This is a genomic window from Arthrobacter sp. RIT-PI-e (assembly GCF_001187915.1).
Classification (GTDB): domain Bacteria; phylum Actinomycetota; class Actinomycetes; order Actinomycetales; family Micrococcaceae; genus Arthrobacter_D.
Map to the genome: position 1 here is coordinate 106,362 of NZ_LGIU01000058.1, position 12,836 is coordinate 119,197.

Consider the following 12,836-nt stretch of genomic DNA (forward strand, 5'->3'; position numbering starts at 1 on the left):
GCGTCGTCCCGGCCTCCCGCCTGGTCCGCGACGGCCGTCCCGGACCGCCCGTCCCAGGCCGCGTGGGTACCGGACGGTACATTGGTCGGATGCCGATATCGAATGAGCACATCGTGTGGATCGACTGCGAGATGACCGGGCTCGACCTCGTCCAGGACGCCCTGATCGAGGTGGCGGTCCTGGTCACGGACGCCGAACTCAACGTCCTGGGAGAGGGCGTGGACGTGGTGATCAAGCCGACCGCGGAGGCGCTCGGCTCCATGGGCGAGTTCGTGCGGAACATGCACACCACTTCGGGGCTGCTCGAGGAGCTCGACGGCGGGATCACCATGCAGGAGGCCGAGGAGCAGGTACTCGCCTACATCAAGCAGTGGGTCCCCGAGCCCCGGAAGGCCCAGCTCGCGGGGAACTCCGTGGGCACCGACCGCAACTTCCTGCTGCGGGACATGCCCCTCGTGGTCGACCCCCTGCACTCCCGCGTCATCGATGTCTCCCCCATCAAGGAACTCGCCCGCCGCTGGTTCACCCGGGCCTACTTCCAGTCACCGGCCAAGACGGGCGGTCACCGGGCCCTCGGGGACATCGAGGACTCGATCAGGGAGCTGCGCTACTACCGGGCAGCGGTGTTCGTCCCGTCCCCTGGACCCGATTCGGCGACGGCCAAGGAGCTGGCGCGGACCGTCGCGCCCTGAGCATGGCCCTCCTCACCCGGCACGCCCGCGCGAACCCGCCCTGACGCAGGCGGCTCGGGGAGCTGTTCGGAGCAGCCGGAAAAGTGTGTAAACTTGTGTCCGCTGCCTTCGACGAAGGGTGCGGAGGAGGCGACTCCGTCCCACCGGATGCGAAGACACGTGGTGGGTATAGCTCAGTTGGCAGAGCGCCTGGTTGTGGTCCAGGAGGTCGCGGGTTCAACCCCCGTTACTCACCCCTCGAGGGTCAGGTTCTCGTCCTGACCACGTATGCCGTCCCGGAGTTGTTCCGGGACGGCATACGTATTTCCGGCACCGGCCGTCCGGCGCACTCCCCGACAGCGGGCGTGCGCGGGAGGCCCGACAGCGACGAAGGATTCTGGCATGGAACGCACGCTGTTCGACGAGGACCACGAGCTCTTCCGCGACATCGCCCGCGAGTTCGACGAACGTACCGTGTCCCCGCACTACGCGGAGTGGGACCGCCTGCACATGATGGACCGGTCCGTGTGGACGTCCGCCGGTGAACAGGGTCTGCTCGGATTGGCCGTGCCCGAGGAGTTCGGCGGTACCGGGATGCCCGACTACCGGTTCCGCATGGTGCTCGACGAGGAGTTCGCCCGCAGCAACCACCTCGCCGTCGCTCTCGCCTTCCACCTGCAGGACGACCTCGTGCTGCCGCACCTGCTGGCCCACGGTTCGGACGACCTCAAGGAACGCTGGTTGCCCGGCATGGTGTCCGGGGAGATCGTCACCTCCTGCGCCTGGACCGAACCCGGTGCGGGCAGCGATCTGCGCGGGATCCGTACCCGCGCGGTACGCGACGGCGACGACTGGCTGATCACCGGGCAGAAGGTGTTCATCGGCAACGGGATCAGCGGTGATGCGTCGCTGGTCCTCGCACGGACCGACGGCAGTTCCGGGCGCGGGTCGAGCGACGCCTTCTCCCTGTTCATGGTGGGCAAGGGCGAGGGCTACTCCCCCGGACGTCAGCTGGACAAGATGGGTCTGCGCGCCTCGGACACGGCGGAGCTCTTCTTCGACGACGTCCGCGTCCCGGGAGCCGACCTGGTGGGCGAGGTGGGCCAGGGCCTGCGCTACAGCCTCGAGCAGCTCCCCCAGGCGCGTCTGGGCATCGCCGTGGCGGCGACGGCCCTGGCCCGTGCCTCCTACGAGCAGACCGTGCGCTACGTGAGCGAGCGCAGTGCCTTCGGGGAGCGCGTCCTGGATTTCCAGAACACGCGGCACGTCCTCGCGGACATCCTCACCGAGATCCGGGTGACGGAGGGCTTCGTGGACCGGGCGGTCCTCGCCTTCAACGCGGGATCGCTGACCCCGGTGGACGCCGCGCAGGTGAAGCTGTGGGCGAGCGAGCGGGCCACCTCGATCACGGACCGCTGCCTGCAGCTGCACGGCGGGTACGGCTACATCCTCGAGTACCCGGTCTCGCAGGCGTTCCTCGCCGCCCGGTTGCTGACCATCTTCGGCGGGACCAGCGAGATCATGCGCGAATCGATCGGCCGCTCGATCGCCGACCAGCCCACCCGGAGGAAGTAGCACCGTGACAGTCCACCCCATCACCATCACCGGCGAACCCGTCCTGCACCGGCGTGCCCTGCCCGTGGAGGCCTTCGACGAGGAGCTGCGCACGCTGATCGCCGACATGTTCGAGACCATGGACAGGGCCAACGGCGTGGGTCTCGCCGCCCCGCAGATCGGCGTGGGACTGCGGATCTTCGTGTACGGCATGGAGAACGACGACGGCGTGCCGCCCCGCGGTGTCCTCGTGAATCCCACCCTCGTGACCTCGAAGGTCCCCGGGTCGGCACCCGATCCCGACGAGGAGTCCGAGGGCTGCCTCTCCGTACCCGGGGAGTCCTTCCCGCTCAAGCGGGCCGAGTGGGCCAGGGTGTCCGGCTTCGACGGCGACGGCGCCGCGGTGGAGCTCGAGGCCACCGGGTGGTTCGCCCGGTGCATGCAGCACGAGTACGACCACCTGGACGGGAAGCTGTACGTGGACCGCCTCGACAACCGGCAGGGCCGGAAGGCGGCCAAGGCCCTGAAGCACCACGGGTGGGGCGTCCCGGGGCTGACCTGGATGCCGGGCGTGGATCCGGACCCGTTCGGGCACTGAACGGGTCCTCGACGGAAGCGACCGCCCCGGCGGGCTCAGCCGCTTCCTCGCGTGTCGACGTCTCCCGTCGGCAGGGGGGCCTCCACGAGGTCCTCCAGCCGTCGGACGTGCCGCAGCGGGCCGAGCAGTGCTACCAGCGGGGCCGAGCAGGCGATCACGACGCCGATCAGCACGGCGGTGCGGATGCCCACCGCTTCCGCCAGGACGCCGGCGAGGAGACTGGCCAGGGCGAGCATCCCCCAGCTCACCATGCGCGACGCCGCTCCGAGCCGCCCCATCATCCCGGGCGGGCACACGCGCTGCCTGAAGCTCGATCCCACCACGATGTTCCAGGACACGCTGGCACCCATCACGAAGAGCCCCACCACACCCCAGATCATCCCCCATCCCGGGGTCATCAGCAGGAGCGAGGCGTAACCGAGCACGCCGGGCACCATGGACCAGCGCCAGAGGGGCCCCGAGCCCACACGCTCGCCCAGCCCGTGCGCGGTGATGCCCCCCACCGCACCGCCCACCGACGCCGCGGCCAGCAGCAGGCCGAGCCAGATCTCGGACTCCCCCAGCGTCCTGAGAACCAGGAGCACCAGGAGGGACGCCGCGATGTTCCCCCCGAGGTTCCAGAGTGCGGCGTTGAACAGGATGGCCCGCAGCGGGGCCGTACTGAAGGTGTACCGGAGGCCGTCGCGCATCTCGCGGAGGATGCGGTGATCACTGGTGGGGCGCACGATCTCCTTCACGTCCAGCCGCTGGAGCGACAGGAGCGCGACCGCGGAGGCGCCCACCTGCACGAGGAGCGTGTTGGACGCCCCGGCAGCCACCGCCAGCCATCCCGCGACCGAACGGCCCGCGGCGTCGGCCGCCGCACCGGAACCCGTGATCAGACCGTTGCCCTCCATGAGTTCGTCGGGGGTGACGGCCTGCTGCACCAGGGCGGCGTCGGCCAGCTGGAAGAAGATGGAGGCCAGACCTGCGACGAAGGCGGCGAAGAAGAGCAGGGGTGTGCTGAGGAGATCGAGCCAGTAGGCGATCGGCAGGAGCGCCAGGACGAGGATGCGCACCGAGAGTGACAGGAGCATCACCGGTTTCCGGGGCAACCGATCCACCCACACCCCCACCAGGAGACCGAAGAGCAGCCAGGGCAGGAAGGTCATGCCGGCGAGGGCTGCCACCTCGAAGTCGGTCGCGTCCAGCTCGATCACGGCGATGACGGGCAGTGCCACGGCCGCGACGGCGTTGCCGAACACTCCCGAGGTACCGGAGATCAGGAGGGCGCGAAAATTTCGGTTGCGCACCACGAGGTGCCGTTTGCTGAGTCCCCCGACAGTCATCCGCTCACCCTAGTCGAGTGGGGAACGGCGTTCCGCCGCCCGAGCTCGTGCAGGATCGTCCGATCGACGGAGCATTGACGCAGGAGGGTTCCGAGCAGATAATCGTTCGCTCTGACAAGTTCCCGGTTCCTCCCTCGGCGTACTCCTGCCCTCGATGATTGCAGGGCACCGGTGCGAGGCGGACAATCGGGACCAGGGCGCATCCCACGCTCGATCCCCCAGCGACGGCGTGGTCGATGCGCTCCTGAGGCGGCTCGTACGCCGGGCGGCCCCCTACCTCGTGAGACCGGGTACGGGGGCCGTTTCATGCCTCGCGTGCCCGGGCACTGCACGGAGCACCGCAGCGCAGGCGAACGGGCCGGCCCTGAGCCCCAGCGGCAGGCCGGCCCGTTCCTACCGGCGCGCTTGCGTACGAGACCCACGCCGATTCCCATACAGTAGGCGCGCGACCCGGCATCGACAACGCCCGACGCGCCGGACCGCCGTCGAGTTCACCGAGGTGTGACCTCCGGGGCCCGAAGACGTTCCGAGCAGTTCCGCTCCGTGCCAGGCGGTCGAGGGATGGGTCGACCGGTACGCCGGGTTCTGTCATCGCGGGACGTCGCCGTCCCGCGAGTGGCGACCATCCATCTACGAGCGCCGTTGCCGACGCCCTCCAGCGGCCTACCCGTGCACTCGGGCGGGCAGCCCTGATCACGCGCACTGTCTGGCCTTGCTCCGGGTGGGGTTTACCGAGCCACGCCGGTCACCCGGCGTGCTGGTGGTCTCTTACACCACCTTTTCACCCTTACCGGCCCGGGCACCGGAGCACCTGAAGCCGGCGGTCTCTTTTCTGTGGCACTGGCCTGCGGGTCACCCCGAGTGGGCGTTACCCACCACCCTGCCCTGCGGAGCCCGGACGTTCCTCGGTGGAGCGGATACTGACGCACCGTCCAACGCGGCCGCCTGGTCGACCCATCCACCGTCCAGTCTAGGGGGCGGACGAGGGCGGCGGGTCACCACCCCGACACCGTGAGGACGGGGCCCGGAAAGTGGATAGGGTTGATCGGTGCTGATCCTGCTCCCTCCGTCCGAAGGCAAGTCCGCGGCCTCCACCGGCAGCCCGGTCCGCTGGGAGGACCTGATCTTCCCCGAACTCACGCAGGCCCGGCGTGAGGTGCTGCGGGGCCTGGAGCGGGTGAGCTCGGCGGCGGGCGCCCATGCGGTGCTCGGCGTCGGGCCCTCCCTGGCGGCCGAGGTGCGGAGGAACCTGGTGCTAGGCGTCGAACCGGCCGCCCCGGCCCCCGACGTCTACTCGGGTGTGCTCTACGACGCGCTCGGCTACCGCTCCCTCACCACCGAACAGCAACGCCGCGCCCGGGACACCTGCGTGGTGATCTCGGGGATGTGGGGTGCGGTGGGCCTGGGCGACGCGATCCCGGCGTACCGGCTGTCGATGTCCGTGGACCTGCCGGGCGTCGGCAGGCTGGCCGGCTACTGGAAGCGGCACCTCGCCGAACCGCTGACCCGGCGAGCCGGGGACGGACTGGTGGTGGACTGCCGCTCCAGCACCTACGCGGCCGCGTGGGTCCCGCCGTCGGGGCGGAGCGCCGCGGTCAACGTCTTCCGGTACCGCGACGGAAGGCGCACCGTGGTCTCGCACTTCGCCAAGCACACGCGCGGCGAGCTCGCCCGGCATCTGCTCACGCGCAGCGGACCGGCACCCACGACACCCGCGGATCTCCTCGGAGCCGTCCGTGAGCGGTGGACCGCGGAACTGGTACCGCCACGCGGACGGAGGCCCGCGCAGCTGGACATCGTCCTCGACTGAGGACCCTCGACCGGGCACGTCGTCCGGCCGATCCGGGGCCGGCCCCCGGAGGAGTCCTAGCCCGCGACGAGCTCCACCTCGAAGCCCTCGGAGTTCTCGAGGTACGCGGCGTAGTGCTCGGCGCCCCCGGCGAACGGGTGACGGTCCGCGAACAGCAGCCGCCACCCGTGGCTCGCCGCCCGCCGGGCCAGCAGGTCGACGTCGGCGCGGGAGCCGCCGTGGAACGCCAGGTGGTTCACCCCGGGACGACGGCGCTCGTGCGCTCCGGCGGCCAGGTCCGGGCCGCTCTCGAGGACCACGTAGAACTCCTCCGAGCCGTAGCTGACCCCGGTGGCCCAGGAATCCTTGCGGGCGAGCCCCAGGCGCTCGAGCAGCCACCCGAGGCTCGCCTCGGCGGCCACGAGGTCGCCGATCCAGATCTCGACGTGGTGCAGCCGGGCCACCGGGCGCTTCCCGGAGATGACGGCGTCGTCCGCGTCCACCCCCGTCCCGGCTCCCTCTCCCGCCGTCGGGACGCCGCGGCCGGCGGCCGCTGGTCCCCGCGGCTTCCCCGCGGCCCCGGCCATCCCGGCGTCCATGGCCTCGTTGGAGAGGCGGTCGGCGTCCTTGTTGCGCTCCCGCGGGATCCACTCGTACGTGACCCTGCGCGGGTCCATCACCTTGCGCGCCTTCGCGGCCAGCACGCGCATGTCCGCGTGCTTGATCTGCCACCGCCCGGACATCTGCTCCACCACGAGCTTGGAGTCCATCTTCACGTGCACCGCGGCGGCGGGGTCGAGCTCCCGGGCGAGCTCGAGTCCGGCCACCAGTCCCGAGTACTCCGCCACGTTGTTGGAGGCCTTGCCGATGTACGCGGCCTTCTCCACGAGGATGCGGCCCGACTCCGGGTCCCGCACCAGAGCGCCGTACCCGGCGTGGCCGGGGTTCCCGCGGGACCCGCCGTCCGCCTCCACGACCAGGCGCGCTCCGTCGTGGAGGCGGTGCACGGCATCGTCGGCGCGGGGGTCGAACAGCTGCTCGTCCGCCACGTGCCTCAGTTCCCCCACTCGCCGGAGCGGACCAGGATGCACCCGGAATCGGGGCAGAGCACGACGTCGTCGGGGGTCGCCTGCGAGATGTCGGCGAGATCCCCGGGGCTCAGCTGCATGCCGGAGCCCTCGGACGTGCCGTGGAAGAGCCGTGCCGCACCCACCCCGCGCCTGGCGAGGATCCGCTCGTACAGGCCGAGCAGCCCGGCGTCGAACGTGGACGCCAGTTCTGCACGCTCTGCGCCCACCTCACCGCGGCGCACCTCGACCTCGGCGAGCTCGGCGTCGCGGGCCTCCTCGAGTGCGAGGAGCTCGGCACGGACCCGCCCGGTGCGCTCCTTGACCTCCGTGTGCACCTCACGCGCTGCCTCCACGCGCTCCATGGCCTCGAGCTGCACGTCCTCGAGGTCGGAGCGCCGCCTGGTCAGCGAGACGATCTCGTGCTGCAGGGCGGTGAGGTCCTTCGAGGTCCCCGTCCCGCTGTTCAGGCGCTTCTCGTCGCGGTCCAGGCGGGCCGTCACGGCCTGCACCTCGTCCTCCGCACGCGTCAGCTCCCGCTCGAGGTCGCCGAGCTCGGTGGTGGCCCGCACCAGCTCGCCGTCCACCTCCGCCACACGGGCACCCGCGGACCCGAGGTCCGGGTTGTTCCTGGCGGTCGCCGCCTGCCGGGTGAGCTTGTTGAGCGTCGAGTCGAGGGCCTGCAGTTCGAGCAGGCGACGTTGTTCCTCGGGTGCAGCCTTGGCCACGGGTAACCTCCAGGGTGGGACGGGTGAGGTGGTGCGGATGGGGCACGATGATCGGGCGGGGACGGAAGTCCAGCCTAGGCCACGGAGCCCGGCACGGGCGTCGTGGGGGGCTCAGGCGCCGGTGGCGAGCACGAAGTCCCAGGGGTCCGTGTTCACCCCGCTGACCCGGAGCTGCGCGCTCAGGCCGCGCTCCGCGAGCCGTGCTCCGAGAGCCGCGGCGCCGGGGGCGAGCCACAGCGACTCGCTCGCGTAGTGCGAGACGTCGATCAGGTAGGGCGGCCCCTCGCCGGCGGCCTCGCGCGCCTCGGACGCGGGATGGTGGCGCAGGTCCGCCGTGACGTACACGTCGGCACCACTGGCACGGACGGCGTCGAACAGGGAGTCGCCGGCTCCCCCGCACACCGCGATGCGCCGCACCGGTGCGTCCCGCTCGCCCGCCACGCGCACGCCCCCGGCCACCGGCGGCAGGACGGCGGCGACCCGCTCCGCGAGCGCGCCGAGCGTCAGCGGCTCCGCCAGGTCGCCGACGCGGCCTATGCCCTCCTCCGGAGTGCCACCCGCCGTCGGGGACAACGGGCGCACCACGTCCAGGCCGAGCGCGCGGGCCAGGACGTCGGACACCCCGCCCACGGCGCTGTCCCCGTTGGTGTGGACCGTGACCAGGGCGCACCGCGCCTCGATGAGGCGGTGGACGGCGAGACCCTTGGCGCCCGCGCCGCCACCGAGGGGCCCGGCTTCCGCGGGAGGGGGTGGGGCGAGAGGATCTCGATGCCCCCCCCGCCAGCGCCTCGGCGATCGCGGCCGTCGTGGGGTCCACGGCGGGGAGGATCCGCCCGGCGGTGTACTCGCGCCGCCCGACCCCCGGGCCCACGGCATCCCAGCTCTCCGCGAGACCCGCCGGCCACAGCTCCTCGACGGCGTCGAGCACGTCCCCCACGCTCGCCGTGCGGTGTCCGTCGTCGTTCTCGTGGTGTCCCATGACACCACTAATACCCGCAGGGTCCGGGCGCGGCCAACCCCGGCAGTTCGCTCTCGGCTTCCCGGTGCGCGGGAATCATCGGCGGGCACCGAGCATTGAAGGGGACATGAAGACTTTTGTACTCGGCGGGGGCTGCTTCTGGTGCCTCGACGCCCTCTACCAGCAGACCCGCGGCGTGACCGACGTGGTGTCCGGTTACACCGGCGGCCACACCAAGCACCCCGACTACGATTCCGTCTGCTCCGGCATGACCGGCCACGCCGAGGTGGTGGCGGTGAGCTTCGACGAGACCGTGATCCCCGAGGACGTGATCCTCGACATGTACTTCGTGTCCCACGACCCCACCACCCTGAACCGGCAGGGCTACGACGTCGGTACGCAGTACCGCAGCGTCATGTACTACCAGGACGCGGAGCAGCAGGAACGCTTCCGGGCCGCGATCGAGCGTAACCAGGAGAACTGGAAGAACCCGATCGTCACCGAGCTCAGCCGCCTGCCGGAGTTCCACGTGGCCGAGGACTGGCACCAGGACTACTACGCGAAGCACCCGGAGCAGGGCTACTGCCAGGTGATCATCAACCCCAAGCTCTCCAAGGCACGGAAGTATTACGCCGAGTGGCTCGTGGCGTAGGCGGTTCCGCCACCTCCCGCTAGCATGACCGGCGCCCGGTAGCTTCCGCGCACCACACCGATCCCTCTCGTGAACAGGCAGGTTCCCCGCATGGCCAAGATCTACGACGACGTCACCCAGCTCGTGGGGCGCACCCCCCTCGTCCGGCTCAACCGGCTGACGGAGGGGCTCGGCGCCCAGGTGGCGGTGAAGCTCGAGTTCTACAACCCGGCCAACAGCGTGAAGGACCGCATCGGCGTGGCGATCATCGACGCCGCCGAGCAGGCGGGGGCCCTCCGGCCCGGGGGCACCATCGTGGAGGGCACCTCGGGCAACACCGGGATCGCCCTGGCCATGGTGGGTGCGGCCCGCGGGTACAAGGTGATCCTGACCATGCCGGAGACCATGTCCACCGAGCGCCGGGTCATGCTGCGCGCGTACGGTGCGGAGATCGTCCTGACTCCGGGGTCCGAGGGCATGCGGGGAGCGGTGGAGCGCGCCAAGGAGATCGTCGCCACCACCGAGAACGCGATCTGGGCCCAGCAGTTCGCCAACGCCGCGAACCCTGCCATCCACCGCGCCACCACGGCCGAGGAGGTCTGGGAGGACACCGACGGCGAGGTGGACATCTTCGTGGCCGGCGTGGGTACGGGCGGCACGATCACCGGGGTGGGCACGGTGCTGAAGGAGCGCAAGCCCGGGGTGCAGATCGTGGCCGTGGAACCCGCGGACTCCCCCATCCTCAACGGCGGTGCCCCGGGGCCGCACAAGATCCAGGGCCTCGGCGCCAACTTCGTCCCCGAGAACCTCGACCACGACGCCTACGACGAGGTGCTCGACGCCACCGTAGAGGACTCCGTCCGGGTGGCCCGCGCACTCGGCACCCAGGAGGGCATCCTCGGCGGGATCTCCTCCGGGGCGATCGTCTGGGCCGCCCTGGAGCTCGCGAAGCGCCCCGAGAACGCCGGTAAGCTCATCGTGGCCGTCGTGTGCGACTTCGGGGAGCGGTACATCTCCACCGTCCTGTTCGACGACATCCGGGGCTGACCCCCGGCCGACCGCCCCTGACCCGCCCTTCGAGAAAGTAGCCCGTGAGTTTCCTGGAACGCCTGCGCGAGGACCTCGAGAACGCGCGTACCCATGATCCTGCGGCACGCGGGCAGTTCGAGAACACCGTGGTGTACTCGGGCCTGCACGCGATCTGGGTGCACCGCCTCACGCACCGGATGTGGCGCACCGAGAAGCTCCGTTTCCCCGCGCGGGTCCTGGCGCAGCTGACGCGCATGCTCACCGGCGTGGAGATCCACCCGGCGGCGACGATCGGCCGGAGGTTCTTCATCGACCACGGCATGGGCATCGTGATCGGCAGCACCGCGGAGATCGGCGACGACGTCATGCTCTACCAGGGCGTGACCCTCGGTGGGCGCTCGCTCGCGAAGGTCAAGCGCCACCCGACCATCGGCGACCGCGTCACGATCGGCGCCGGTGCCAAGGTGCTCGGGCCCATCACGATCGGTGCGGGGAGCGCGGTCGGCGCGAACGCCGTCGTGGTCAAGGACACCCCGCCGGACTCGATCGTCACCGGCATCCCGGCCACGTTCCGGCACCGGGACTCGCGGCGCGAGACCCAGCCCGCCGTGGACCCGGCGGAGTACGTGGACCCTGCCATCTACATCTGACGCCTGATCAGCACACGAGGAAGCCCCGGACCATGGTCCGGGGCTTCCTCGTGTCGCGGGTCTGGATCAGTGGGTGTCCACGGCCTCGACCTCGCGGCGGTCCTCGCCCCACATGACGTGGAAGGTGCCCTCGGTGTCCACCCGGTTGTAGGTGTGGGCGCCGAAGAGGTCACGCAGCCCCTGGGTGAGTGCGGCGGGCAGGCGCTTGCGGCGCAGGCCGTCGTAGTAGGCCAGCGACGAGGAGAACACGGGGACGGGGATGCCCAGCTGCACGGCGGTCGCCACCACGCGGCGCCACGCCGGGACCGCCCCGGCGATGGCCTCGGCGAAGGCCGGGGCCAGCAGGAGGTTCGCCGGGCGCTCGTCCGCCACGGCGTAGGCCTTCATGATGTCGTCGAGCAGCTCCGCCCGGATGATGCAGCCGGCGCGCCAGAGCGAGGCGATCTCGTCCAGCTTCAGGTCCCAGCCGTACTCCGCGGCCGTGGCGGTGAGCATGTCGATGCCCTGGGCGTAGCTGACCAGCTTGGAGGCGTAGAGAGCCTGGCGGACGTCCTCCACGAAGTCCTCGGGCAGCTCCACCGTGTCCTCGTGCCCCTGCAGCACCTCCTGTGCCAGGACGCGCTGCTCCGTCTGCGAGGACAGGGCGCGGGCGAACACGGACTCCGCGATGCCCGACGTCGGGGATCCCAGGGCCAGGGCGGACACCACCGTCCACCGACCGGTGCCCTTCTGCCCGGCGGAGTCCACGACGACGTCGATGAAGGGCTTGCCCGTGCGCTCGTCCGTGTGGCCGAGTACCTCGGCAGTAATCTCGATGAGGAACGAGGACAGGGTACCGGTGTTCCATTCGGTGAAGATCTCGGCCTGCTCCGCGGGCTCGATCCCGGCGCCGGAGCGCAGGAGGTCGAACGCCTCGCCGATGACCTGCATGTCGGCGTACTCGATGCCGTTGTGCACCATCTTCACGAAGTGACCGGCGCCGTCGGTGCCGATCCAGCGGCAGCAGGGTTCGCCGTCGTACTTCGCGGAGATCTTCTCGAGCATGGGGCCGAGGGAGTCGTAGGACTCACGCGAGCCACCGGGCATGATCGAGGGACCCAGCAGGGCGCCCTCCTCGCCGCCGGACACACCGACGCCCACGAAGTGCAGGTCCTGCGCGGAGAGGGCGGCCTCCCGGCGGCGCGTGTCCTCGAAGTGCGAGTTCCCGCCGTCGATCACGATGTCACCGGGCTCCAGCAGCGGGGCGAGCTGCTCGATCACCGAGTCCACGGGCGCACCCGCCTTCACCATGATCAGCACGCGGCGCGGCTTCTCCAGGGAGTCCACGAGCTCCTGCAGGGACTCGGTGCGGATGAACTCGCCGTCCTCGCCGTGCTTGGCCAGCAGGGCGTCCGTCTTCTCGACGGACCGGTTGTGCAGGGCCACCGTGTAGCCGTTGCGGGCGAGGTTGCGGGCGAGGTTCGCCCCCATCACTGCAAGGCCCGTGACACCGATCTGTGCACTCACTATGTTCTCCGTCATCTGTCAGCTGCGTGCCCGGCGTTCTCCACCCCGGTGCTGCCGAGGTGTCGCCGCACGTTCCATCCGGTCGCTTTCACACTATTACCGCCGGGGGTCCACTGCCACCTGCATGACGCCGCCTCCTCCTCGGGGCGCGTGGCGTTCCTCCGATCGGCGGTGGGCTCCTGCGGTAGGGCCCGCACCGGGCGCGCTGGGCCGCTGGTGCCATCCGTGAAAGAATGATAAGGGCTGGCTCTTTTACCCATCTCCGAGCCCCCGCGACTGCAGGCAAACCCGTAGGCCCGCTTCTGCTTGGAAAACAAATAAATGTAC

11 protein-coding genes, 1 tRNA gene, 1 other RNA gene and 1 pseudogene are annotated in these 12,836 nt (G+C 70.6%); 8 read left to right on the forward strand and 6 right to left on the reverse strand.

Features of this window, described 5'->3' with window-relative positions; translation table 11 throughout:
- Positions 1 to 89 precede the first annotated feature (89 nt).
- The 4 genes from orn to def all read left to right on the forward strand — a co-directional run bounded on the left by orn (position 90) and on the right by def (position 2,823).
- Positions 90 to 692: an oligoribonuclease gene (gene orn, locus AC792_RS08485; RefSeq protein WP_049830099.1), complete on the forward strand. Its 603-nt coding sequence runs from the start codon at positions 90 to 92 to the stop codon at positions 690 to 692.
- Positions 693 to 854: 162 nt separating this feature from the next.
- Positions 855 to 927, forward strand: a tRNA-His gene (locus tag AC792_RS08490).
- Positions 928 to 1,073: 146 nt separating this feature from the next.
- Positions 1,074 to 2,246, forward strand: a complete 1,173-nt coding sequence (locus tag AC792_RS08495) for an acyl-CoA dehydrogenase family protein (RefSeq protein ID WP_049830100.1) — start codon at positions 1,074 to 1,076, stop codon at positions 2,244 to 2,246.
- A gap of 4 nt (positions 2,247 to 2,250) precedes the next feature.
- Positions 2,251 to 2,823 carry a peptide deformylase gene (gene def / locus AC792_RS08500; RefSeq protein ID WP_049830101.1) on the forward strand — a complete coding sequence of 191 codons (573 nt, stop codon included), beginning with the start codon at positions 2,251 to 2,253 and terminating at the stop codon, positions 2,821 to 2,823.
- Positions 2,824 to 2,858: 35 nt separating this feature from the next.
- Here the strand turns inward: def and AC792_RS08505 are convergent, their stop codons facing one another.
- Both AC792_RS08505 and rnpB read right to left on the reverse strand, forming a co-directional pair.
- Positions 2,859 to 4,151: an MFS transporter gene (locus AC792_RS08505; protein WP_049830102.1), complete on the reverse strand. Its 1,293-nt coding sequence runs from the start codon at positions 4,149 to 4,151 to the stop codon at positions 2,859 to 2,861.
- A 558-nt stretch (positions 4,152 to 4,709) separates the two neighbouring features.
- Positions 4,710 to 5,108, reverse strand: an RNA gene (gene rnpB / locus AC792_RS08550) — RNase P RNA component class A.
- A gap of 91 nt (positions 5,109 to 5,199) precedes the next feature.
- Here rnpB and AC792_RS08510 point away from each other — a divergent pair.
- Entirely contained in the window at positions 5,200 to 5,961 is a 762-nt protein-coding gene (locus tag AC792_RS08510; protein ID WP_049830103.1) for a YaaA family protein, read from the forward strand.
- A gap of 56 nt (positions 5,962 to 6,017) precedes the next feature.
- Here the strand turns inward: AC792_RS08510 and AC792_RS08515 are convergent, their stop codons facing one another.
- The 3 genes and pseudogenes from AC792_RS08515 to AC792_RS16390 form a co-directional block, all read right to left on the reverse strand.
- Positions 6,018 to 7,007: a reverse transcriptase-like protein gene (locus AC792_RS08515; protein ID WP_326947943.1), complete on the reverse strand. Its 990-nt coding sequence runs from the start codon at positions 7,005 to 7,007 to the stop codon at positions 6,018 to 6,020.
- Positions 6,995 to 7,735 (reverse strand): zinc ribbon domain-containing protein, encoded by a 741-nt coding sequence (locus AC792_RS08520; RefSeq protein ID WP_049830104.1) that lies wholly within the window; start codon positions 7,733 to 7,735, stop codon positions 6,995 to 6,997. Before AC792_RS08520 ends, AC792_RS08515 begins: the two co-directional genes overlap by 13 nt.
- A 111-nt stretch (positions 7,736 to 7,846) precedes the next feature.
- Positions 7,847 to 8,714 (reverse strand): annotated as a pseudogene (locus AC792_RS16390) (Nif3-like dinuclear metal center hexameric protein).
- A 106-nt stretch (positions 8,715 to 8,820) separates the two neighbouring features.
- Between AC792_RS16390 and msrA the strand changes: the two are divergent.
- The 3 genes from msrA (at position 8,821) to epsC (ending at position 11,003) form a co-directional block, all read left to right on the forward strand.
- Positions 8,821 to 9,345, forward strand: a complete 525-nt coding sequence (gene msrA / locus AC792_RS08530) for a peptide-methionine (S)-S-oxide reductase MsrA (protein WP_049830106.1) — start codon at positions 8,821 to 8,823, stop codon at positions 9,343 to 9,345.
- Positions 9,346 to 9,435: 90 nt separating this feature from the next.
- On the forward strand, positions 9,436 to 10,371 hold the full coding sequence (gene cysK / locus AC792_RS08535; RefSeq protein ID WP_049830107.1) for a cysteine synthase A: 936 nt from the start codon (positions 9,436 to 9,438) through the stop codon (positions 10,369 to 10,371).
- Positions 10,372 to 10,415: 44 nt separating this feature from the next.
- Positions 10,416 to 11,003 carry a serine O-acetyltransferase EpsC gene (epsC, locus tag AC792_RS08540; RefSeq protein ID WP_049830108.1) on the forward strand — a complete coding sequence of 196 codons (588 nt, stop codon included), beginning with the start codon at positions 10,416 to 10,418 and terminating at the stop codon, positions 11,001 to 11,003.
- 66 nt (positions 11,004 to 11,069) lie between these two features.
- Here epsC and gndA read toward each other — a convergent pair whose 3' ends face one another.
- Positions 11,070 to 12,509, reverse strand: coding sequence for an NADP-dependent phosphogluconate dehydrogenase (gndA, locus tag AC792_RS08545; RefSeq protein WP_049830109.1), 1,440 nt, complete (start codon positions 12,507 to 12,509; stop codon positions 11,070 to 11,072).
- Positions 12,510 to 12,836 lie beyond the last annotated feature (327 nt).